We start from the raw sequence: 21410 nt of genomic DNA, 5'->3' as shown, positions 1-21410 counted from the left end.
TGTTCCCGACCAAAGTGCGACCCCCCTATGACATATGTGCGTCACTTATGTGACAGAGCGGAATTTGCTTTCAGCGGCGCGCCATAAGTATGCGCCCCAATGGATCGTTTACACTTTGCAAACCCATGTCTTTGCGAGATTTTCACGCATTTTTTCTAACCGGATTAACAGCATCGTAAGGGGTGCGAGTGTAGCGGTGTGTCATGCCATCACTGTGCCGATTGTACATTCTTGCAGCCCTTTCGGCACTGGCCATGTGGCTGGTGCCGGGCACGGCGCATGCACGGACAATCGACGAACCCTCTTTCGCGGAAGATCAAGGCATTTGCGCGGCGAGCGTGCCGGAAAGTCTGGCTATCGCCCGGATCCCGGCGGCCGCGCTCGATTGGCACTGCGACGGCACCACACCGCCGCTCGGACCGGGGCGGATTGCGGTACGTATCGATGCCGAGGACGGACAAGGCGGCTATTTCGAAACCCGCACCGGCTATCTCGACGCCCTGACCATGATCGCAGTCCGTGGCAACAGCGCGGCGGCGGTGGAGCGCCACGAAGCACAGGACATCATGGCCAGCGCAGCAGGGGTCAGCTTTGCGGTTCCCGTCGCGCTTAGTGGACCGGAGATCACCGCTCACATCGCGGTCATCGAGGGCGCGGAGTTTCCCACGACCATCACCTCCGCCCGGATTGTCTCGCAACCTCGCGGAAAAGACCCGAAAGCCGAATGGGAACGGGTGACGATCGCTATCTTCGTCGGCTTCCTGTTGTTGCCCGCGATCCTAAATCTGGGGTTCTACAAGGCGCTGCGGGCCCCGTTCCTGTTGTGGCACGCGGGTCTAACGCTGGCGATGGCCATGCATCTGATGACAAGTGGTCTGATCGTGCTGTATTGGCCGATGTCGATCAATCCCATGAACCATCTGGCCATCGGTTCCTTCGGTCTCGTGATGGTCTGCGCAGTGATGTTCGCCACGCGGTTCGTCGAAACCGAACGTCAGTCCATGAAACTGCGCCGTACGCTGGAAATCGCCGCCGTTTGCATGATGGTGATCACACTGGCGAGGATGGTACGGATCGACGCGCTCGAACCCTATTCGACCAAATTCTATTACGCCACTTTCGGACCGATGCTGGCGCTGATGATGTGGTTCGTCATCGATGCCGCGCGCCGGGGCAGCAGGGCAGTGTGGTTCCAGCTGGTGGCATGGGTGCCGTTCGTGATCCTGGGCATCTTGCGGATCGGGACCATGCTCGGCACCGATGGCGGCTATGTCGATGCACAATGGCTGTTCCGCATCGGAGCGGTAATGGAGGTGGTATTCACCTCGCTCGGGATCGTCGATCGGATTATCAAGATCAGACGTGAACGCGACGCTGCAGTTACGGAAGCGCGGATGATGGAGCAGCTGTCCGAACGCGATCCGTTGACGGGATTGATGAACCGGCGCGCGCTGGAAGCACGGTTTGGCGAATTGCGCCGGCAAGGTTTCGACACTTTCGCGCTGATCGACCTTGATCGGTTCAAGCAGATCAACGACCGTTTCGGCCATCAGGTGGGCGACCGTGCCCTGATCGCCTGCGCCGAAGCGATCCGCGGCGGGGAAGATCGCGATACGATTGCGGTGCGGCTTGGCGGGGAGGAATTCGTGCTTCTGCTGCGCGGCAAGCGCGCGGTCGAGCGGGCGGAATCGCTGCGCCGCGCAGTGCCGCTGCGCATCGCGAGCGATGTCGAAGGGCTGGATCGCCCCGTCACCGCCAGCATGGGCGTGATCGAACTGCCGCGCGCATCCGATACCCTGATGGGCTTCCACGATCTTTACGCCCGCGCCGACCGGCTGCTCTATGAAGCGAAGGCCACGGGCCGCAACCGGATGTATTTCGAGCGCTTGAAGGTGTTCAGCGAACGGCCCCAGCAACGCCCTGCCGGCGAGGCCGCAGCCTAATCTTGCGCAAAGGGCGCGAGCACTTCGGGCCTGATCCGCGCCAGCCTGCCCGTTTCACGATCAAGCATGGCCCAAGTGGTCGCCGCGCTGACCAGCGCCTTGCCGCTAGGGTCGGTGAACTCCACCCGTCGCACCGATTTCGCCCCGCGCGGATCGCCTTCGATCCATGTCGTGCCGAGCGAGCTTTCCCCTTCGGAAATATTGCCGCGATAATCGATCTCGTGCCGGATCACGACCCAGAAGAACTGCTCCTGATGCGCGGTCGCCGCCACGGCCTCCCAATGCGCGGTCGCCATGTCCTGGATCCACTGGACCCAGACCGAATTGTTGACGTGGCCCAGCTCGTCAATGTGCTCGGGCGCGGCGGTGAAGGTGCGGGTAAAGCGGTTGGGCATCAACTGGTCTCGAACAAGACGACTGAAGTGAACAGCAGGGCCCCGATTACGGCAGGCATGGTGGCCCACCACCTGAGCTTTGTCTTCTGCACGGCTTCGGCCTTGGAAGTTGTTACGAGGATAAGCGCCACGATCATTGCTGCCAAAAGGACAATCAGCGCAGGGCCGCCATAGAGCAACAGGCCGACGAGGGCCCAGTTTTCCGGCCCGGTCCAAGACAGCGCATAGAACGCAAGCAGCAGCACCACCAAGAGGCAGACGATCTCGATACCGATCAATGCTCTCATCATGGAGCGGACCAGCCTTCCATCAGCGTGACCTTTCGCAGCGCCGCGTTCTCGAACTCGTAGTGCCAGGCACGGGCGCCGAAAGTCAGCTTTGCCCAGCTCAATTCGCGGCCGAGAAACTCGATCCCTTCCTTGGATGAGAACTCGCATTCCATCGTCCGGCCCGTCGCTTCGACTTCAGCGATGGAATGGAGGAACGGCACTCCGACGATTGCGGGATCAATCGCGGAGATCCCGCCTTCTGCGCTCACGTAGCAGAAGACCGTCCTAACCTTCTGGCTCTCGTCGAGCAGCATCTCGAAACCGGCGGACGCGTCGGTAATGCGATACTCATCCGGCGCACCTTCGTGAAAGTGGTCGAAATGATAGACGACCTCAAGCGCGTGGGTCTCAAGCAGATCGATCATCTCGTCCGATTTCAGTTGCTTGCCGAGATAATCAGCCAACCTCACTTGGCCATGCCCATCTGCCACAGGATAAACGCGAATTCCTCTGCCGTTTCGCGCAAGCTGTTCCAGCGGCCCGATTGGCCGCCATGGCCTGCGCCCATGTTGGTCTTCATCAGCAGCACATTGTCGTCGGTCTTGGTGTCGCGCAGCTTCGCGACCCATTTTGCCGGCTCCCAATAGGTCACGCGAGGATCGTTCAGCCCTGCCGTCACCAGCATCGGCGGGTAATCCTGCGCCTTCACCTGATCATAGGGTGAGTAGCTGAGGATATAGGCGAAGGCTTCCTTGCTCTCGATGGGGTTGCCCCATTCCTGCCATTCGCCCGGCGTCAACGGCAGGTCCTTGTTGAGCATGGTGTTGAGCACGTCGACAAACGGCACATGCGCGACAATCGCCCCGTATTGCGCCGGGTCCTGATTGACGATCGCGCCCATCAATTCACCGCCGGCCGAACCGCCGCTGGCGGTAACTTTGCCCTCGGCCGTGTAGCCCTTGGCGATCAGCCCGCGCCCGACATCGACGAAGTCGTTGAAGGTGTTGGTCCGTTCGAACATCTTGCCCTGCAGATACCAGCGCCGCCCCAGATCATCGCCGCCGCGAATATGCGCGATGGCATAGGCGAAACCGCGATCCACAAGGGAAAGCCGCGTGGTCGAAAAGCCCGGCGGCACGGCATAGCCATATGCGCCATAGGCATAGAGGTGCAGCGGACCGCCCGGCCCGCCGTTCATTTCGTCGCGATCCTTGCGATAGAGGATGCTGACCGGAACCATCGTCCCGTCGCGCGCCTGGATCGTCAGCCGTTCGGTCACATATTGCGACGCGTCATAACCGCTCGGGATTTCCTGCTGCTTGAGCAGTTCGAGCGACCCTGCGGCGACATCGTAATCATAGACCGAATCCGGCGTCACCATGCTTTCATAGGACAGCCGCAGCTTGGTCTGCGCGTATTCAGGATTGTTCGACAGCCCGGCGGTATAGCTCGTTTCGGGGAAGGCGATCGGCTTTGCCGCTGTGGGCGCGTCATAGCTGCGGATCTGCACCTGATCGAGGCCGTTCAAGCGCCCTTCGGTGACGAAGAAACCTTCGAACAGGTCGAAATCGGTGAGGTAGAATTCATCCGACCCCGCGATCACCGTTTCCCATTCGCCCGGCGTCGCCAGATCGGCCTTGGCGAGGCGGAAGTTGATGTGATCGTCATTGGTCCACACCCAGACTTCCCCTTCGCGGATGTCGACGCTGTATTCGACGCCCTTGCGCCGGTCCTTGACCAACGTGAGCGGTCCTGTGGGGTTGTCGGCGGAAACGAAGCGCACTTCGCTCGTCTCGTTGTCACCGGTGGCGATGATGAGATAATCCTCCTGCGCGGAAAGCCCCGCGCCCACGCCAAAGCTTTCGTCGGCCTCTTCATACAGGGTCACGTCTTCATCGACGCCGGTGCCGATCACGTGCAGTTTCGCCTCGAGCGTGCGCCAATTCTCGTTTGCAGGGCCGTAAACCAGCGCGGTGTCGTTCGCGACCCAGGTGAGGCCCGATCGGATGCCCGGAATCTCGTCCGGCAGCAGTTCTCCGGTCTCCAGATCCTTGATCCGCGCGGTGTAGCGTTCGGACCCGTTGGTGTCGGTCGAATAGGCGAGATAGCGCCCGCTCTTGCTCACCGACAGCGCGCCGAGGCTGAAGTATTCGAGCCCCTCTGCCAGCTCGTTCTGGTCGAGGATCAACTGCGCTTCACCGCCTGCCACGGGCTTGCGGTAATGCTTGCGATATTGCGCGCCTTCTTCGAATTCGGACCAGTAGAGGAAGTCGCCCCGGCGTTGCGGCACGGTGCTGTCGTCTTCCTTGATCCGGGCGCGCATCTCGGTGAACAGCGCCTCGGTCAATTCCGCCTGTGGAGCCATCTGCGCTTCGAAATAGGCGTTTTCCGCCTTCACATAGTCGAGCACATCCTCGTCATCGACGGTCGGATAGGACTTGTCGTAGAGCCAGTCATATGGGTCGGAAATCGTGATGCCGTGGTGGGTGTAGCTGTGTTCGCGCTTTTCGGCGACGGGAGGCGTCATGGTCACGCTGGTATTGTCCTCATGTGTATCGGCGGATGCGGTGCTGGTGATCAAGGCGGCAAGGGCGGAGGCGATGGTCAGAACGCTCAGGCGGGATTTCGACACGTTGAAAACTTCCTTGAACAAAGTGCCCGGTGGAAAGCCGCAGGCAAGCGGCCTATGTGGGGGGTTCTAGACATACTCTGACGCGCGGCAAGGCCCGCGCGCAAGCCGGGAGCCGACAAGATGCTGATGCAAACCCACGAAGCCCGACTGAAGGCCCTGCGCGAAGAGCTGAAGCGGCGCGGCCTAGCCGGTTTCATCATCCCGATCTCCGATGAACATATGAGCGAATATGTCGGCGATTATGCCCAAAGGCTCGCATGGTTGACCGGGTTCGGCGGGTCGGCTGGCTTCGCTGCGGTTACGCTGACCCACGCGGCGATCTTCGTTGACGGGCGCTACACCGTGCAGGTGCGCGAGCAGGTCGACGGATCGCTGTTCGAATATCGCAGCATTCCGGGCGATCGGCTGGGCGACTGGCTGGCCGAGGTCTGCGAGAAAGGCGCGAAGATCGCTTATGATCCGTGGCTTCACACATGGAGCTGGGTCGAGGCGCTGGAGAAGATCGTCGAACCTGCAGGGATCGCAATGGTCCCGGCAGACAGCAATCCGATCGACGCCGTATGGGCGGATCAACCTGCACCTTCGGATGCGGTGGCAATCGTCCATGCCGAAGACCTTGCCGGTCGATCATCGGCGGACAAGCGCGCGGCGGTGGCAGACTGGCTGACCGATCAGGGGCTCGACGCGGTGGTGATCCCGGCGCTCGATTCGATCGCCTGGCTGCTCAATATCCGCGGCACGGATGTGGCGCACACCCCGGTGGCGCTGTCCTATGTCATCGCGCATAGCGACGGTCGCGCGGAGCTGTTCATCGCGCCTGAGAAGGTAACGCCCGAGCTCACGCAGCATCTCGGCAATGCGGTGACAATCCGTGCACGCGACGAATTTGCCCCGGCACTTGCGGGTGAACTTAAGGGCAAGAAGGTCAGCGTCGATCCCGATTTCGGCGTCGTCGGCATTGCGCAGGCTCTGCGTGAAGGAGGGGCGAAATTCACCTTCAAGCAGGATCCGACAATCCTTGCCAAGGCGATCAAGAACTCCGCCGAAGTGCAGGGCCACCGCGACGCGCAGGCGCGCGACGGAGCCGCTGTCAGCCGCTTCCTGCGCTGGCTGGAAGTGACCGCACCCGCAGGCGGGATCGACGAACTAGCCGCTGCGGCCAAGCTGGAGGGGTTCCGGCGCGAGCACGGCGATCTGCGCGACACCAGCTTTGACACGATCAGCGCCGCCTCCGGTCACGCCGCGCTGCCGCACTACAAGGTGGACGAGGACAGCAATATCCCGATCCCGCCGGGCTCGATCTATCTCGTCGATTCGGGCGGCCAATATCCCGCTGGCACCACCGACATCACCCGCACGGTCTGGATCAATTCGCCCGACGGCGCGCAGCCGACGGCGGAAATGAAGGACCGCTTCACCCGCGTGCTGAAAGGCCACATCCAGATTGATCGTGCAGTGTTTCCGCAAGGGACCTGCGGCGGTCAGATCGACGTGCTGGCGCGGCAATATCTGTGGGAAGGCGGAGTCGATTACGCTCACGGAACCGGCCACGGTGTCGGCAGCTTCCTTGGCGTCCACGAAGGCCCGCAGCGCATTGCCAAGCCGATGGGCGGGCAGGCCGGTACTGCGCAGGAATTGTTCGCAGGGATGATCCTCTCGAACGAGCCGGGTTATTACAAACCGGGCGAATTCGGCATCCGGATAGAAAACCTCGTGCTGACGGTGGAGCGCGAAATCGAAGGGGCGGAGGGCCGCTATCTCGGGTTCGACTGCCTCACCTTCGTACCGATCGATCGCACCCTGATCGACAAGAGCCTGCTGACTCCGAGCGAGATCGATTGGCTCGACACCTATCATGCGGCAGTGCGCAAAATCGTCGCGCCGCAACTCGAAGGTGATGATCTGGCATGGCTCGAGGCGCAAACCGCGCCGCTTTGAGCGCGATTGCGCAGTGACGAGTGTTCTATTAATGTTCTCCTATTGCGAGTCGCGAAGGGCGGCTCGCATCAGGGAGAATGCACATGATCGGCTACGTTACCCTCGGCACCAATGACCTTGCCCGTGCGGCGAAATTCTACGATGCGATTGCGGCGCATTTCGGCGTCGGGCGCATGATGGATTTCGACACTTTCATCGCCTGGGGCGAAATGGGCGGCCCGGCAGGAATCGCTGCGACCAAGCCGTTTGACGGGGCCGAAGCCACCGTGGGCAACGGCACCATGGTCGCCTTGCAGGTGGACAGTCCGGAAAAGGTGCAGGCGGTCTATGACACCGCGCTGGCCAATGGCGGCAGCGACGAAGGTGCGCCGGGGCCGCGCGGCGACGACGGGTTCTATGCCGGCTATTTCCGCGATCCCGACGGCAACAAGCTCAACGCCTTCTGCATGGTCGCACCCGGCTGAAGGGGCTGAAAGGCGGGCTTTTCTGGCGCTTGGATGAACGACGGCGGCCCTGCGATACAATCCGCGACACTTTTGCCGCCTTTCGGCATAATCCTGCGACATGCCCGCCTTAGAACGGGTGTCATGAGTTGCGGCGAGGTTGCCAGTGGCACCCCTCCCCTGACGATGCGGCGTTACCTGCCGGGCGGGCCTGCCCCTATGCCCAACCGGTGCCGCAAGGTGCCCGAAGTCTTCTCCGGCGCCTCGTCGCAACTCTTGTGACGAACCAAGAGGACGAGGATTACGATCATGCGCAAAACCACATTGACCCTTTCGATTGCGGCCGCAGCCCTGGCCTTGGGCGGGGCGGGTGCCGCCATTGCCCAGCAGCACGGCGGACCGCAGGCAGCCGACACCAATGGCGACGGCGAAATTTCGCTGGCCGAGGCCAAGGCTCACGGCGCCGCGCGGTTTGCCCGGATGGATGCCAATGGCGACGGCCAGATCAGCGCCGAAGACCGCGAAGCACGCCGCGCCGCTCGTTTTGCGCAGACCGACACCAATGGCGACGGCGAAATCTCGCCCGCCGAAATGGCCGCAGCGCAGGCGACGCGAGAGGCGAAGCGCAATGAACGCAGGGCCGAACGCCAGCAACGCATGCTTGAACGCTTTGACAGCGACGGCAGCGGCGCCCTGTCCGAAGCCGAGCTTCGGGCTGCCCGCGAGGCTCGTGGAGAGCGCGGCCAGCGGGGCGAACGCGGCCAGCGCGGAGAGCGCGCCGAAGCACGACATGGCCGACGCGGCGGCGAAGCGCGTGGTGGCCAGCGCGGCATGCGGATGCTGCGTCAGGCTGACACCAATCAGGATCGGGTCGTGACCAAAGCCGAATTCGACGCAGCAATCGAAGCCCGCTTTGCCAAGGTCGACACCGATGGTTCGGGCACCATCACCGCAGCCGAGCGCGAGGCCGCCCGCAGCGCGATGCGCGAACAGCGTGGCGAACGCCGGATGCAGCGCCAACGGCCTGCAAACTGATCCGGAAACCGAAAAATTGCCGGACCGGCCTGCTTCCCACGGGTTGCGCGCCGGTCCGGCTGCTTTCATGAACACCCTGATGGACGACAACGCCCCCACAAGCATCCTGCTGGTCGATGACGAACCGACCCTGCGCGAGCCGTTGGCCGAGTATCTCACCGCGCAAGGATTCGCCGTTACCGAAGCGGCGAGCGCGGCGGCGGCGCGATCGGTGCTGACAGAAATGCGGCCCGATATCGTCCTGCTCGACATCATGATGCCGGGGGAGGACGGGCTTTCGCTGTGCCGCCATCTGGTCGAAACGCGGCAATTGCCGGTCATCTTCCTGACCGCACGCGGCGAGGCGACCGACAGGATTGTCGGGCTGGAGCTGGGCGCGGATGACTATGTCGTCAAACCGTTCGAGCCGCGCGAGCTTGTCGCCCGCATCCGCACCGTGCTTCGCCGCATAAGTCGCGGCACGTCTCCGCAGCAGGAGATGCAGGATTGGCACTATGCTTTCGAAGGCTGGATGCTCAATCCGCTCAAGCGCAAACTGACCGATCCCGAAGGCGTCACCGTCCCCATCTCCACCGCCGAATTCCGCCTCTTGCGCGCCTTTCTCGATAGCCCGCGTAAGGTGCTGGACCGCGACCTGCTGCTCGATCTGGTGCAAGGACGCGCCGCCCATCTGTTCGATCGCGCCGTCGACAACCAGATCAGTCGCCTGCGGCGCAAGATCGAAGCCGACAGCCGCGATCCGCAACTGATCCTCACTGTGCGCGGAGGCGGGTATCGCTTTGCCACACAGGTCAAGCGGGTGCCGCCCGCACCAGAGGCTTGATCCGGCGATGAGGCGATTCCTTCCAAAGAGTTTGCTCGGCCAGACGATGTTGGCAATCGGCATCGCGCTCATGGTCACACAGATGGTCACGGCTGTTCTGTTGTACAGCGCCGCCGAAAGCCGGAGGGAAAATGCGTTGCTTAACCGGGTGGCGCTTAACCTATTGCTCGATCCGAATGCACGCGAAGAGCGTTGGCGTGCTCCGCCTGACCGGAATGCGGAAGGTTTGCGTCGCGGACAGCGCAGGCCGCTGCGCACGATCACCAGTCCGGACGCTCCAATCCTTCCAAGTGAACACAACCTCGATAGACGTGCGGAAATACTGGAGGAGATTCTGGCAGGCCAGGGGGTGCAACCCTATCGGCTCCAACTGGTGGTGCGTCGTGCAGGCGACGATCCGGCCATGCAGGAGTGGGCGAAGCGGCGTGTTGGTGAAGGTTCCATTCTGAGAGAAGCGGGCCAGCGTCCGCTCCGTCTCGCTCTGAGTCCCGGATGGGCGGATGAACGCATATTGGTTGCCGGAATTCAGTTTGAGGAAAGCGGCGAATGGCGCATTGCGCGGGTTAGAATTCCGCCCGGTGAACCGAATTTCGGCTGGGGCATCGCCCTTCAGACCGTGTTGCTGTTCGCCGTATTGATGACGGTCCTGTTCCTAATCCTGCGGCGTATAACCCGGCCACTCCAACGACTGACCGAGAGGGTGGGCGATTTTGCCAGCAACCCCGACCGCGCGGTGGTGATCGAGGAAGCCGGTCCTGGCGACATGCGCCGTCTGATCGCAGCGCACAACCGCATGGAAGCGCGGATCGCGGCCATGCTCGATGAAAAGGACGTGATGCTTGGCGCGATCGGGCACGATCTGAAGACGCCGCTTGCCGCCCTGCGGGTGCGCATCGAAAGCGTGCCGGACGAAATCCAGCGGCAAAAAATGGCTTCCAGCATCGAGGATATCACGGCAACGCTCGACGATATTCTCACCCTGTCACGCGTTGGGCGCGACGGAAGCGGGCGCGAAACGGTCGATCTCGGTAAGCTCGCCTTGGGTGTGGTCGAGGAATTCGAGGACTTGGGCGAGCCTGTGACCATCGCCGAGCTTCCCCGGATTGTCGCGGATGTGCAGGTGACCTGGGTAAGGAGGGCGCTGCGCAATCTCGTCTCGAACGCGGTGCGCTATGGCGAGGCGGCGCGGATCAGCATCTTGCGCGATGGCGACATGGCGGTTCTGCGGGTGGAGGACGACGGGCCGGGCATAGCCCCCGACCGGATCGAGGAAATGATGCAGCCGTTCACTCGCGGCGAAGCATCGCGCAACCGCGCAACCGGTGGTGCCGGGCTCGGCCTGACGCTGGCCCGCGCTATCGCGCAGCAGCATGGCGGCGATCTGGTGCTTGGCAATCGCGAGGGCGGCGGGCTCCGAGCGGAATTGCGCCTGCCGCTCTGATTACCGCATCAGCCCGCCGATCAGGTTGCGCACAAAGCGTCCGGCAATCGGCCCTGCCAGATCGGTAGCAATCGAACCGGCCGCCGATGTGATCCCTGATGCGACCGGATCGGCGCGGCTTTTCTTGCCCAGCACCTTGGCCGCTGCCACACCGGCCAGCCCGCCTGCGGCAACCTTCGTCCCGCGCGAGATCGCCTTTTCCCATATCGAGGTCGACTTGCGCGAGCGCTTGCGCACCTCTTCCTCGCCCTGTTCGGCCACCTCTTCGGCAGTATCGACCGCATCCTGAGCCTTGGCCAGCAGCACTTCCTCGGCGCTTTCGCGGTCAATCGCGGTGTCGTATTTGCCCTCGAACGGGCTGATAGACTGAATGATCGCGCGTTCCTTTGGGGTAACCGGGCCGAGGCGCGAACGCGGCGGCTTGATCAGCGTGCGCTGAACCACGGTGGGCGCGCCCTCTTCGTCCAGTGTCGAAACCAGCGCCTCACCCACTTTCAGTTCGGTGATCGCGGCTTCCACGTCGAGATCGGGATTGATGCGGAAGGTTTCAGCCGCAGCCTTGATCGCCCGTTGATCGCGCGGGGTGAAGGCACGCAGCGCGTGTTGCACCCGGTTGCCCAGCTGCCCTGCGACTTCTTCGGGAATGTCGATCGGGTTCTGCGTCACGAAATACACGCCCACACCCTTTGATCGGATGAGGCGAACGACCTGCTCGATTTTCTCCTGAAGAGCCTTGGGCGCATCGTCGAACAGCAGGTGCGCCTCATCGAAGAAGAACACCAGCTTCGGCTTTTCCGGATCGCCCACTTCGGGCAGCGTCTCGAACAGTTCCGCCAAGAGCCACAGGAGGAAAGTGGCGTAGAGCTTCGGCCCGCGCATCAGCTTGTCCGCGGCAAGCACGTTGACGTAACCGCGCCCCTGTTCGTCCACTTTCAGGAAGTCGTCGATTTCCAGCGCAGGCTCGCCAAAGAAGTGATTCGCGCCTTGGGCTTCAAACGAAAGCAACTGACGCTGAATCGCGCCGACGGACTGTTTCGAGACATTCCCATACTTGCCTGAAAGCTCGGAAGCGTTCTCATTCGCCCATTGCAGCATTGCCTGCAAATCGCCGAAATCGAGCAGCAGCAAGCCGTTTTCGTCGGCGTAGCGGAACACGATCTGCAGCACGCCTTCCTGCGTCTCGTTAAGATCGAGCAGGCGAGCGAGGAGCAGCGGGCCCATTTCGCTGATCGTGGTACGGATGGGGTGGCCTTGCTCTCCGTACAAATCCCAGAACACCACCGGATTGTCGGAATAGGCATAGTCGTCCATTCCCAGTTCCCTGGCCCGGCTTTCCAGCTTGTCGGCATGTTTGAAAGTGGGGGATCCGGGCATGGCGATTCCCGAAAGATCGCCCTTCACATCGGCGACAAACACTGGAACGCCCACGGCAGAGAAACTCTCCGCAAGCCCCTGCAGCGTCACCGTCTTGCCGGTGCCGGTCGCCCCGGCAACCAGTCCGTGCCGGTTCGCCCGCGACAGCGCGAGGCTCTGGTTTTCGCCATTGCCGCCCAGTCCCAGAAAAATGTCGCTCATGTTTTGTATGCTTCCCTTACCCCGAAGTGCTTTCAGGCGGTGTGCAGAGCCAAAGCGTGGTGGTCAAGGTCTCGACTTGGCGCGCGTTTGGGCTAATGCGTGAAACATGGGTCAGGCCGAACCGACACAGATATTCGTATTGCTTGACGATGCGCGCACGGAAGGCGCAGCGGATGCATTGTTGTATTCGGCACCACGCGAGGTTTTCGTCGCATATCAGGCAACGGAGGTTTCCGCTGTACTTGAAGCAGCAGAGCAGGCGCGGCGGACCGGATCAGAGATTGCCGGCTATATAGCCTATGAAGCGGGGCTGGCGCTTGAGCCGAGGCTGGCAAGACTGGCCGATTTCCGCAGCGGCGCGAACGGACCGCTGATATGGCTCGGCGCGTTCGATCCGCCTGAGCGCATTGCCGCTGCCGATGTGCCAGATTGGCTGGCGGCGCGCGCTGAGGCAGGCGCCAGCATCGGCCCGCTCGACCCGCAACTTTCCCCGGGAGGATATGACGCGGCGTTTGCGGCGCTGCGAGAGGCGATCCACGCGGGCGACATCTATCAGGCCAACCTCACCTATCCGCTGGCAGGTTCGTATCGCGGTGATCCCGTCGCGCTTTACGCGGCGCTGCGTTCGGCTGCGAGCGCAGGCTATGGCGGGATGATCTTTGACGGAACGCACTGGCTGCTCAGCTTTTCGCCTGAGCTGTTCGTCGCGCTCGATGGCAAAAGTGCCAAGGTCAAGCCGATGAAGGGCACCCGCCCCCGCGCGGACGACCCAGAGACTGACGCGGCTTTGGCCAGCGAACTTGCAACATCGGCCAAGGACAAGGCCGAAAACCTGATGATCGTCGATCTGATGCGGAACGATCTGTCGCGCGTGGCCGAGGCGGGAAGCGTGCGGGTCGACGCGCCCTTCGCGGTCGAAAGCTATCCCACGGTTCACCAGATGGTGTCGACGGTGCGGGCGCAGTTGGCAGATGGCAGAGGCGCGATCGATCTGGTGCGGGCGATCTTTCCCTGCGGTTCGATCACGGGGGCACCGAAAATCCGCGCGATGGAATTGATCAACGAGGTAGAGCGCGACGCGCGCGGCCCCTATTGCGGGGCAATCGGGCGGATCGGCGCAGACGGCAACGCCGCGTTCAACGTGGCCATCCGCACACTGCGCCTGACCCCGATCGAGAACGGTCAGGGCCATGCGGTGCTTGGCGTGGGTTCGGCCATCGTTGCAGACAGCGACAGCCAGGCCGAACGCCGCGAATGCGAGGTCAAGGCAGGGTTCGCCCGGCGATCTTCTCCAGATCACACTGCCGCCGCGTTCGACCTTATCGAGACCATGGCGTTCGACCCCGAAACGGGCATCGCCTTGCTGGAATTGCATCTGGAGCGGATGAAGCGAAGCGCGCAGGCGCTGGGCTTTGAATTCGATCGCCATGCCGCGCGCAACCAGATTCAGGCACTGTGCTTCGAGTTGGAAGAACCGGCAAAGCTGCGGCTGCTGGCATCGCGCAGCGGCGCGACGGCGCTGGAAACCGGGCCGCTGCCAGCACCCTTGCCCAGTCCGGCTCCGGTGATCGCGCTGCCCAACCCGCTCGATCCGTCAGACTGGCGCCTGGCGCACAAGACATCCGACCGAGGATTCTATGAGGACGCGCTGGCCGCAGCAAAGCGCATGGACGCTGTGGAATCGGTGCTGGTTCGCGCCGACGGTCTGGTGACCGAGGGCAGCTACACCAATGTTTTCGTTGAACGTGACGGGGTACTGCTGACCCCGCCTGCCGGACTGGGACTTCTTCCCGGCGTCTTGCGCGCCTATCTGATAGAGAAAGGGCAGGCCCGCGAAGCCGAACTGACGCTCGATGACCTTGCCGGCGGGTTCCAGCTGGGCAATGCGGTGCGCGGCCTGTTCGCTGCAAAACTGATCTGAACTCCTGACATGGCCACACGGCCTGAAAGACGCACATGACCATCCCGATCCTGTACGAAGACGGCGAAGCGCTGGTGATCGACAAACCGGCAGGATTGCCGGTCGATCGCCCCCGGCGCGGCGGGAAGTCCCTCGACGATCATCTCGACGATCTGAAGCTTGGATTTCAGCGTCGCCCGATGGCGGTGCACCGGCTTGATACCGACACCAGCGGCTGCCTACTGCTCGCCCGCAACCCCAAGGCGCTGAAGCGTTTCAACAAGGCGTTCGAGGATCGGCTGGTAGGCAAGACCTATCTTGCCGTGATCGACATCGAACCGCGCGAGCAATCGGGCACGATCGAGCTTTCGCTTTCGAAAATCAGCTCGGCCGAAAAAGGCTGGCGCATGATTGCGGCGAAGAAGGGCAAACCGGCTGTTTCGCATTGGGAATTGCTGGAAACCATCGGAGAGGGTGATCGCAGGCGCTCGCTCATCCGGTTCCGCCCCGAAACCGGGCGTACCCACCAGTTGCGCGTCCATGCGCTGCAGGGGCTGAGGGCTCCGCTTTTGGGCGATCCGGTTTATGGGCCGATCCACGGGCAGCATACCGGCGCACCGCGCACCATGCTTCACGCTGAAACTCTCACGCTGGACCGGGAAGGCAAATCGAGGATCACTGCCTACGCGCCCTTCCCCGAGGATTTCGTGCGCGCCGGACTGTCCGCACCGCCCGCTCCGGAATTGCCCGATGGATGAAACGCTTCTGAACCGCGCTCACGCGCTGGCTCAGGAAAGCTTCCTCGCCGGGTCGGGGCCGGGAGGACAGAACGCCAACAAGGTCGCGACCGAAGTGCAACTGCGGGTCAACGTCTATGCCCTGCGGCTGCCACCCCCGGTGTTTGCGCGGTTGCGCGAGCTGGCCGGGTCGAAACTGACCGCTTCGGGCGATCTGCTGATCACGGCCAGGACACACCGCACGCAGGAAGCGAATCGGCAGGAAGCGCGGGCGAAGCTCGAAGAGCTGCTCGAGGCCGCACATCGCGCACCGCGCAAGCGTTCCAGGACGCGGCTCAACCGGGTCGGCAAGACCCAGCGGCTGAAGGCAAAGAAAGCGCGCGGCGAGGTAAAGGCCAACCGCGGCAAACCTTCGCGTTCAGATTGGTGACGCGGGTCACGGCACCGAAGCTTGACTTTTCCCCGTGAATCGCCCAGAGGCGCGCGTCTGTGAGGCGGCGCGCCAAGCGTCGCCCTTTGTTTTTCGGGCCGGACCGGCCTCACCCGATTTTAGGATACCGTCATGGCGAAGCCAGCAACCGTCAAGATCCGGCTCGTGTCGACCGAAGGCACCGGCTTTTTCTACGTGACCAAGAAGAACCCGCGCAACATCACCGAGAAGATGTCGTTCCGGAAGTACGATCCGGTCGCGAAGAAGCACGTCGAATTCAAGGAAGCGAAGATCAAGTAAGATCTCGCGTGGTTCCGCTCGCCGGAATTCATCGACAGTTTAACGCTCACGCATTAGCTGGGCGATCATGAGCAAAAAGCCCCTTATTCTTCGCACCGCACTGGCGCTTGCCGCTGCCGGAACAATTTCGCTCGCCCTCTCGGCAGGGACGGCACCCTTGTCCTTGAGCGCTCCTGCCGCTGCGCAAACCAATCCGGGCGATCTGGACCGCGCCGTGACCGCGCTGCGCAGCATCTCCACCATGAAGGCTGACTTCACCCAGACTGACCGGGCCGGACGCTCGGTCGCCGGGACGATGACGCTCAAGCGGCCGGGCAAGATCCGATTCGATTATGGCCGCGATGCCGATCTGCTGGTCGTGTCGAACGGTCGCTCGCTCTACATGATCGATTACGAGGTCAATCAGGTCGAACGCTGGCCGATCCGCAATTCGCCGCTGGGCGCGCTGCTCGATCCCAATCGCGACGTGAAGCAATACGGCACGCTGGTGGACACCGGGTCCTCGCAGGTGATCAGCGTCGACGTGCGCGACCCCGACAGGCCGGAATTCGGACGGATCATCATGAACTTCCAGCGCAATCCGAGTGCACCGGGCGGATTGCAGCTGATGAATTGGGTCGCGAGGGACGCGCAGAATTACCGGACCACTGTGCGGCTCTCGAATCACCGCTACGGCGTCGACGTGCCTGAGAGCACATTTCAGTTCCGCGACCCGCGCCGTTCGTCTCGTCGCCCGCGTTGAACGGCTGGGCCGTGAAAAGTTGTAGGAACGCGACAGAATCCCACCCGCGTTCATTCAACTGAAAGCCGGAACCGGCTAATCATTCTCAACAAGGCGGTTGAACGCGAAGGTTTCCCCCTGTTGCCTTCGCCCTGTAAGTCTCCGCCTTGCCAAAGCGTGACGAACGCTAACATCGAACCCCTGTGCCATCGCCCCCGGCACAGGGGTTTTTTGTTGCCTCGAAGCTTAGGTCAGTTCCAGCCGAAGGCGCTGCGGATCAGGTCGTAAATCACATTCTGTTCAATCACGCCGCGCACTTCGTCGGCCCCCGGCCCTTGGGCATAGAGGGCTACGTCTTCGCCTGCGTGAGTCTCACTGCCCAGTGGCACGGTCGCCTGCTGCCGTGCACTGACCCCGGTATCGGGACGCGGGCGTTCGCCGGCAATCGCGCCCGGTCCGTTGGCATAGCCCAGCGTAGTATAGGGTTGGCCATCAGACGCCTTGAGCGGCTCGTCCGAATGGGACATCAAGCCTTCTGGCGGCACTACCAGTCCCAGAATGTCGTTCCCGCGCCGCGGATAGCCGGCAATGGTGAAGACGTGGCTGTGATCGGCGGTGACCATGATCAGCGTTTCTTCCGGATCGGTGTTGGCAATTGCATATTCGATGGCGCGGGCGAATTCGACAGCTTCCTCAAGCGCATAGCCAGCCTGACCAGCATGGTGGCCGTGATCGATCCGCCCGCCTTCGACCATAAGGTAAAAGCCATCGGGATCACGATCGAGTCGGGCAATTGCCTGCGCGGTCATGTAGGTGAGGGTCGGCTCCTGCGATCCGCTTTCGCGTTCAGCCATGTAAGTCATGTGGCTGGGCGAAAAGAGCCCAAGCACGGGCTTGTCCATCGGCGCGGCTTCGAGCGCGGCGGCGCTGCGCACGAAGGTGCCGCTAGTACGCGTGGTCCATTCGCCGGGTAGATTGGCGTCGGGATCCAGCCGCATTCCACCCATTTCCTTGCCGTAAAACGCCCCGGTGCCTCCGCCCAGCGCGACATCCCAATTGGCGGCCACCAACTGGCTGGCAATATCGGCACAGCCCTTGCCGCGCTGGTCTTCGGGGATGGCGCTATCGGCCTCCCAGTCACGATCAGGGCTGCGCGCATAGACGCTGGCCGGGGTTGCATGCGTGATCCGCGTCGTGGTGACGATGCCCAGCGCCAGTCCACGCTGCTTCGCTTCCTCACCCAGCAGCGGCAGAGGATGGGCAAGCGCGTCCTCGCACGATCCACTTGCGGCTTCCGGGCCGATTCCCAGGACGCCGATGCGGGTCTTTTTACCCGAATGCATTGCCGTTGCCGTTCCCGCGCTGTCGGGAACCTGGGCGTTGGTGTTGTAGGTTTTGACCAGCGCAACATTGTCGAAGGTTTCAAACGGCAGGGCATATTCCTCCCCGCTCATGCCCTGTTTTTGCCCGGCATAGATGCGCGCGGCGGTGATGGTCGAAATGCCCATGCCATCGCCAATGAACAGGATGACATTCTTTGCTCTAGGCGCTTCGACCGGAGGAGCCACCGCCAATGGCTCGTCTCCGCCGTAGTTACTGACGGTTGTCGTGCTGCACGCGCCGAGCGCCAATGATGCGGCGGCAAGGGCTAGGCTGCGATGGATGGTCATGCGAAATCTCCAATGTCTGTCAACGCTGCTATCGTGTCCGATTGCGGCGGAAAAGTGAAAGGTGGAGTTTCCGCAGCTTCCTGCCTACATCCCCGATCATGCTTTCTGTTGCCACCTGGAACATCAATTCGGTTCGCCTGCGCCTGCCGATCGTCGAGAAATATCTGGCGGAGCACGCGCCGGACATTTTGTGCCTGCAGGAAATCAAGTGTCAGGAGCACCAGTTTCCCACAGAGGCGCTGGCTGCGCTTGGCTATGAACATCAGGCGATTTGCGGCCAAAAGGGGTATCACGGCGTTGCCACCATCAGCCGAGTGCCGATCCGCGAGGTTTCGCGCCACGACTGGCAGGACAATGGCGAAGCGCGCCATATCGGGGTCGAAGTCGTGGGTAAGGGCATGGTGGTCGAAAACGTTTACATCCCCGCCGGTGGCGACGAACCTGATCGGGAGATCAACCCCAAGTTCGGCCAGAAGCTCGATTTCCTTGAACGCATGACCCGTTGGGCGGACAAGCTAGATAAACCCACGCTGATCGTCGGTGATTTCAACATCGCCCCGCTCGAATCCGATGTCTGGAACCACAAGCAATTGCTCAAGGTCGTCAGCCACACGCCGATCGAGGTCGAGACACTCCAAAGATTCAAGGATGCCCACGGCTGGACCGATATCGGGCGCGAGCATATCCGCGATCCGGAGCGGTATTACAGCTGGTGGAGCTACCGGGCCAAGGACTGGAAGGCGAATGATCGCGGGCGGCGGCTCGATCACATGTGGGCCAGTGCCGATCTCGCGAAGCAATCGACCGCGCACCGCGTGCTTGAGGATGCCCGCAGCTGGGAAAAGCCCAGCGACCATGTCCCGCTGATAACCGAGTTCGATATTTGAGCGACGCATCGCCTCCGGTCTCGGCGGCACGCCGTGCGGCTCAGGCGGTGGACGCGCTGCGCCACGGCTGGCCACTGGCGTTTGAGGATGGCCCTGTCCTGCTTCCGATCGAGACGGCAATTGCGAGCGAGGCGACAAGCGCACGCCTACTGATATCGGCGGCACGCGCCGCGACGCTCAAACTCGCCAACCAACGCGACGCCGCCGTGCCGCATGCCCCTGTGCTGATCCACGGTGGCGAACCGTTTGACCTGCGGAGCGCCATCCCGATCGCCGATCCTGCCCTCGATCTTGCCAACCCCTTCAAAGGCCCGTTTCGCGCCGAGGCGCTGGACTGGGAAGCAACCGCCAGCGCGGCGATGGAACTGGCACGGATTGCAGGAATTCTGCCCGCATTCATGGTCAATCCCGAAAACGCGGGCGAAGCGCATCGGCTGTCAGCCAGCGATCTCGGCGCATACTCGGATGCAGGCGCGCTGCGGATCATCACCCGCGCGAAGCTTCCGGTAAGCGCCTGCGAGGAGGCGCAAATCGTCGCTTTCCGCTCCTCCGCCGACACGCGCGAACATGTCGCGCTCATCATCGGAGAACAATCGGGCGACCGGCTTCCACTGGTGCGGCTCCATTCCGAATGCCTGACGGGGGACATCCTCGGCAGCCTCAAATGCGATTGCGGCCCGCAGCTCGATGCAGCGCTTCATGCGATGGCGGAGCATGCGCGCAATGACGGTGGTTGGGGCGCGTTGCTGTATCTGCGGCAAGAGGGGCGCGGCATCGGTCTCGTCAACAAGCTGCGCGCCTATCGTCTGCAGGACGAAGGGTTCGACACGGTCGATGCAAACCAGCGGCTTGGCCTTCCGGACGAAGCGCGCGATTTCCCCACCGCAGCGCGGATGCTGGAACTGCTCGGCGCCCGCGAAATCCGGCTGATGACCAACAACCCGGCCAAGGTCGATGCACTCACGGCAGCCGGGATCACTGTGGCCGAGCGCGTTCCGCACCAACTGCCGGATAATCCGCACAACGCCCGCTATCTTTCGACCAAGCGCGACAGATCGGGCCACCTGCTGACATGAGCTATTCGATCCGCACGGAGCAACCCGGCGATCAGGCCGCGATCCACGCGATGGTCACACGCGCCTTTGACGGGCACCCCTATTCGGATGGAGACGAACAGGATGTGATTGACCGCTTGCGGGCTGACGGCGACTTGCTGCTGTCGCTGGTGGCAGTGGACGAAGCGAGCGGGGCGATCATCGGCCAGATCACCTACTCCCCGGCGATCCTCGCCAATGGCGACACGGGGTGGGTCGTGCTTGGCCCGGTCGCAGTCGAACCTGCGCATCAGGGCAAGGGTATCGGCCGAGCGCTGATCGAGGCTGGTGAGGCCATGATGCGCGAGCACGGGGCAAAGGGCATCACTGTCCTCGGCAATCCGGAGATCTATTCGCGCTTCGGGTTTGAAGCAGGCACACCGATGTGGCTCGCGGGCGAGCTTGGCTGGGCATTTCAGGTCAAGAGCCTTGGCTCACCGATCCCGGCATGCGAACAATCCTATGTTCGAGCTTTTGAGGGGGATCTGTGATGTTGCGCTCCGTTTTTCTAGCCTTTGTGTTGATCTTCAGCCTTGGCAACGCGTCATCAGACAAGATCGCCTCGCTTTACGAGAGTGGTGATTACACCGCTGCGGTGAAGGAAGCGCGCATCGCTTCGGAACGTGGTGATCCTCTTGCACATGCGTGGCTGGGGCGGTTTTACGAGAACGGAGACGGTGTTCAGGCCAATGCGCAGACAGCGGCATCGCACTATCGGATCGCAGCCGCCCAAGGAGAAAACTACGCGCGCTGGCGGCTGGGGGTGATGATCGACACCGGTGCCGCAAATGGCTCGCTGGAGGAGGCCGTCGGCTATTTCCGGGAAGCGGCGAGCGAGGATTACGCCAATGCGATCGTCAGCCTCGCCGTGATGCAGGCAACCGGGCGCGGTACGCCGCAAGACTACAGTGCCGCACTCTACAGCTACATGCGCGCCGCACGCCTCGGCGATAGCGGCGGGGTGCGCGGCGTAGGGGTGATGTTCCACCTTGGCGAGGGAGTGGGACAGGACTCCGAAGAAGCACTCGCCTGGTTCCTCGTCGGCGCCGCGATGGGCAATGAGGATTCCGAACAGGCGTTTTACAATGTCGCTGCGGAGATGCCGGAAGTCGATTTCAAGGCAATCGAAGCCCGGGCCATGGTGATCGCGGAAGAACTCGGCCTCGACGTTTCATAG

The 21410-nt window shown here is 62.4% G+C and carries 21 protein-coding genes; 15 read left to right on the top strand and 6 right to left on the bottom strand.

The features are described 5' to 3' along the window. The first annotated feature begins 203 nt into the window (after positions 1–203). Positions 204–1943 (top strand): sensor domain-containing diguanylate cyclase, encoded by a 1740-nt coding sequence (locus AABA34_RS03245; protein ID WP_338303870.1) that lies wholly within the window; start codon positions 204–206, stop codon positions 1941–1943. On the opposite strand, the gene AABA34_RS03240 is transcribed toward AABA34_RS03245, so the two are convergent. The 4 genes from AABA34_RS03240 to AABA34_RS03225 are packed head-to-tail and all read right to left on the bottom strand — an operon-like array spanning position 1940 to position 5134. Then, positions 1940–2338 carry an acyl-CoA thioesterase gene (locus AABA34_RS03240; RefSeq protein WP_338303869.1) on the bottom strand — a complete coding sequence of 133 codons (399 nt, stop codon included), beginning with the start codon at positions 2336–2338 and terminating at the stop codon, positions 1940–1942. The genes AABA34_RS03245 and AABA34_RS03240 overlap by 4 nt on opposite strands. Next, entirely contained in the window at positions 2338–2628 is a 291-nt protein-coding gene (locus tag AABA34_RS03235; RefSeq protein ID WP_338303868.1) for a hypothetical protein, read from the bottom strand. The genes AABA34_RS03240 and AABA34_RS03235 overlap by 1 nt, the downstream gene beginning before the upstream one ends. Further along, positions 2625–3077 carry a hypothetical protein gene (locus AABA34_RS03230; RefSeq protein ID WP_338303867.1) on the bottom strand — a complete coding sequence of 151 codons (453 nt, stop codon included), beginning with the start codon at positions 3075–3077 and terminating at the stop codon, positions 2625–2627. The genes AABA34_RS03235 and AABA34_RS03230 overlap by 4 nt, the downstream gene beginning before the upstream one ends. Next, positions 3074–5134: a S9 family peptidase gene (locus AABA34_RS03225; protein WP_338304675.1), complete on the bottom strand. Its 2061-nt coding sequence runs from the start codon at positions 5132–5134 to the stop codon at positions 3074–3076. Before AABA34_RS03225 ends, AABA34_RS03230 begins: the two co-directional genes overlap by 4 nt. A gap of 225 nt (positions 5135–5359) precedes the next feature. Here AABA34_RS03225 and AABA34_RS03220 point away from each other — a divergent pair, with 225 nt between their 5' ends. The 5 genes from AABA34_RS03220 to AABA34_RS03200 all read left to right on the top strand — a co-directional run bounded on the left by AABA34_RS03220 (position 5360) and on the right by AABA34_RS03200 (position 10919). Then, the gene (locus AABA34_RS03220; RefSeq protein ID WP_338303866.1) at positions 5360–7177 is read left to right on the top strand and encodes an aminopeptidase P family protein; all 1818 of its coding nucleotides are present in this window, start codon (positions 5360–5362) and stop codon (positions 7175–7177) included. Positions 7178–7260: 83 nt separating this feature from the next. Continuing rightward, positions 7261–7641 (top strand): VOC family protein, encoded by a 381-nt coding sequence (locus AABA34_RS03215; RefSeq protein WP_252259612.1) that lies wholly within the window; start codon positions 7261–7263, stop codon positions 7639–7641. 288 nt (positions 7642–7929) lie between these two features. Beyond that, positions 7930–8655, top strand: coding sequence for an EF-hand domain-containing protein (locus AABA34_RS03210; RefSeq protein WP_338303865.1), 726 nt, complete (start codon positions 7930–7932; stop codon positions 8653–8655). Positions 8656–8734: 79 nt separating this feature from the next. After that, entirely contained in the window at positions 8735–9478 is a 744-nt protein-coding gene (locus AABA34_RS03205; protein WP_338303864.1) for a response regulator transcription factor, read from the top strand. A 7-nt stretch (positions 9479–9485) separates the two neighbouring features. Continuing rightward, entirely contained in the window at positions 9486–10919 is a 1434-nt protein-coding gene (locus AABA34_RS03200; RefSeq protein ID WP_338303863.1) for a sensor histidine kinase, read from the top strand. On the opposite strand, the gene AABA34_RS03195 is transcribed toward AABA34_RS03200, so the two are convergent. Continuing rightward, the gene (locus tag AABA34_RS03195; RefSeq protein ID WP_338303862.1) at positions 10920–12494 is read right to left on the bottom strand and encodes a helicase HerA-like domain-containing protein; all 1575 of its coding nucleotides are present in this window, start codon (positions 12492–12494) and stop codon (positions 10920–10922) included. Between the two features lie 106 nt (positions 12495–12600). On the opposite strand from AABA34_RS03195, the gene pabB reads away from it, so the two are divergent. The 5 genes from pabB to AABA34_RS03170 all read left to right on the top strand — a co-directional run bounded on the left by pabB (position 12601) and on the right by AABA34_RS03170 (position 16603). Beyond that, positions 12601–14415: an aminodeoxychorismate synthase component I gene (gene pabB, locus AABA34_RS03190; RefSeq protein WP_338303861.1), complete on the top strand. Its 1815-nt coding sequence runs from the start codon at positions 12601–12603 to the stop codon at positions 14413–14415. 35 nt (positions 14416–14450) lie between these two features. Further along, a complete protein-coding gene (locus AABA34_RS03185; RefSeq protein ID WP_338303860.1) occupies positions 14451–15152 on the top strand; it encodes an RluA family pseudouridine synthase in 702 nt (233 codons plus the stop codon). Beyond that, entirely contained in the window at positions 15145–15561 is a 417-nt protein-coding gene (gene arfB, locus AABA34_RS03180; protein ID WP_338303859.1) for an alternative ribosome rescue aminoacyl-tRNA hydrolase ArfB, read from the top strand. Before AABA34_RS03185 ends, arfB begins: the two co-directional genes overlap by 8 nt. 132 nt (positions 15562–15693) lie before the next feature. Beyond that, positions 15694–15861, top strand: a complete 168-nt coding sequence (gene rpmG / locus AABA34_RS03175; protein WP_034956237.1) for a 50S ribosomal protein L33 — start codon at positions 15694–15696, stop codon at positions 15859–15861. A gap of 67 nt (positions 15862–15928) precedes the next feature. Beyond that, complete coding sequence (locus AABA34_RS03170) at positions 15929–16603, top strand: LolA family protein (protein ID WP_338303858.1); 675 nt, start codon at positions 15929–15931, stop codon at positions 16601–16603. A 230-nt stretch (positions 16604–16833) separates the two neighbouring features. Here AABA34_RS03170 and AABA34_RS03165 read toward each other — a convergent pair whose 3' ends face one another. Beyond that, on the bottom strand, positions 16834–18252 hold the full coding sequence (locus AABA34_RS03165; protein WP_338303857.1) for an alkaline phosphatase: 1419 nt from the start codon (positions 18250–18252) through the stop codon (positions 16834–16836). Between the two features lie 98 nt (positions 18253–18350). On the opposite strand from AABA34_RS03165, the gene xth reads away from it, so the two are divergent. Genes xth through AABA34_RS03145 form a run of 4 tightly spaced genes read left to right on the top strand, consistent with a single transcriptional unit; the run spans position 18351 to position 21410 of the window. Then, positions 18351–19139: an exodeoxyribonuclease III gene (xth, locus tag AABA34_RS03160; RefSeq protein ID WP_338303856.1), complete on the top strand. Its 789-nt coding sequence runs from the start codon at positions 18351–18353 to the stop codon at positions 19137–19139. After that, the gene (gene ribA, locus AABA34_RS03155) at positions 19136–20215 is read left to right on the top strand and encodes a GTP cyclohydrolase II (protein WP_338303855.1); all 1080 of its coding nucleotides are present in this window, start codon (positions 19136–19138) and stop codon (positions 20213–20215) included. Before xth ends, ribA begins: the two co-directional genes overlap by 4 nt. Next, a complete protein-coding gene (locus AABA34_RS03150; protein WP_252259600.1) occupies positions 20212–20724 on the top strand; it encodes a GNAT family N-acetyltransferase in 513 nt (170 codons plus the stop codon). Before ribA ends, AABA34_RS03150 begins: the two co-directional genes overlap by 4 nt. Then, on the top strand, positions 20724–21410 hold the full coding sequence (locus tag AABA34_RS03145; protein WP_338303854.1) for a tetratricopeptide repeat protein: 687 nt from the start codon (positions 20724–20726) through the stop codon (positions 21408–21410). The genes AABA34_RS03150 and AABA34_RS03145 overlap by 1 nt, the downstream gene beginning before the upstream one ends.

The organism is Erythrobacter sp. Dej080120_24 (assembly GCF_036322605.1).
GTDB lineage: Bacteria > Pseudomonadota > Alphaproteobacteria > Sphingomonadales > Sphingomonadaceae > Erythrobacter > Erythrobacter aurantius.
This window is presented reverse-complemented; position numbering and strand designations above follow the sequence as displayed.

Excerpts from the sequence above, each read along its gene's own strand:
- AABA34_RS03245 (WP_338303870.1), top strand. The coding sequence starts at position 204 with ATGCCATCACTGTGCCGATTGTACATTCTTGCAGCCCTTTCGGCACTG.
- AABA34_RS03240 (WP_338303869.1), bottom strand. The coding sequence starts at position 2,338 with ATGCCCAACCGCTTTACCCGCACCTTCACCGCCGCGCCCGAGCACATT.
- AABA34_RS03235 (WP_338303868.1), bottom strand. The coding sequence starts at position 2,628 with ATGATGAGAGCATTGATCGGTATCGAGATCGTCTGCCTCTTGGTGGTG.
- AABA34_RS03225 (WP_338304675.1), bottom strand. The coding sequence starts at position 5,134 with ATGACGCCTCCCGTCGCCGAAAAGCGCGAACACAGCTACACCCACCAC.
- AABA34_RS03220 (WP_338303866.1), top strand. The coding sequence starts at position 5,360 with ATGCTGATGCAAACCCACGAAGCCCGACTGAAGGCCCTGCGCGAAGAG.
- AABA34_RS03215 (WP_252259612.1), top strand. The coding sequence starts at position 7,261 with ATGATCGGCTACGTTACCCTCGGCACCAATGACCTTGCCCGTGCGGCG.
- AABA34_RS03210 (WP_338303865.1), top strand. The coding sequence starts at position 7,930 with ATGCGCAAAACCACATTGACCCTTTCGATTGCGGCCGCAGCCCTGGCC.
- AABA34_RS03205 (WP_338303864.1), top strand. The coding sequence starts at position 8,735 with ATGGACGACAACGCCCCCACAAGCATCCTGCTGGTCGATGACGAACCG.
- AABA34_RS03200 (WP_338303863.1), top strand. The coding sequence starts at position 9,486 with ATGAGGCGATTCCTTCCAAAGAGTTTGCTCGGCCAGACGATGTTGGCA.
- AABA34_RS03195 (WP_338303862.1), bottom strand. The coding sequence starts at position 12,494 with ATGAGCGACATTTTTCTGGGACTGGGCGGCAATGGCGAAAACCAGAGC.
- pabB (WP_338303861.1), top strand. The coding sequence starts at position 12,601 with ATGGGTCAGGCCGAACCGACACAGATATTCGTATTGCTTGACGATGCG.
- AABA34_RS03185 (WP_338303860.1), top strand. The coding sequence starts at position 14,451 with ATGACCATCCCGATCCTGTACGAAGACGGCGAAGCGCTGGTGATCGAC.
- arfB (WP_338303859.1), top strand. The coding sequence starts at position 15,145 with ATGGATGAAACGCTTCTGAACCGCGCTCACGCGCTGGCTCAGGAAAGC.
- rpmG (WP_034956237.1), top strand. The coding sequence starts at position 15,694 with ATGGCGAAGCCAGCAACCGTCAAGATCCGGCTCGTGTCGACCGAAGGC.
- AABA34_RS03170 (WP_338303858.1), top strand. The coding sequence starts at position 15,929 with ATGAGCAAAAAGCCCCTTATTCTTCGCACCGCACTGGCGCTTGCCGCT.
- AABA34_RS03165 (WP_338303857.1), bottom strand. The coding sequence starts at position 18,252 with ATGACCATCCATCGCAGCCTAGCCCTTGCCGCCGCATCATTGGCGCTC.
- xth (WP_338303856.1), top strand. The coding sequence starts at position 18,351 with ATGCTTTCTGTTGCCACCTGGAACATCAATTCGGTTCGCCTGCGCCTG.
- AABA34_RS03150 (WP_252259600.1), top strand. The coding sequence starts at position 20,212 with ATGAGCTATTCGATCCGCACGGAGCAACCCGGCGATCAGGCCGCGATC.
- AABA34_RS03145 (WP_338303854.1), top strand. The coding sequence starts at position 20,724 with ATGTTGCGCTCCGTTTTTCTAGCCTTTGTGTTGATCTTCAGCCTTGGC.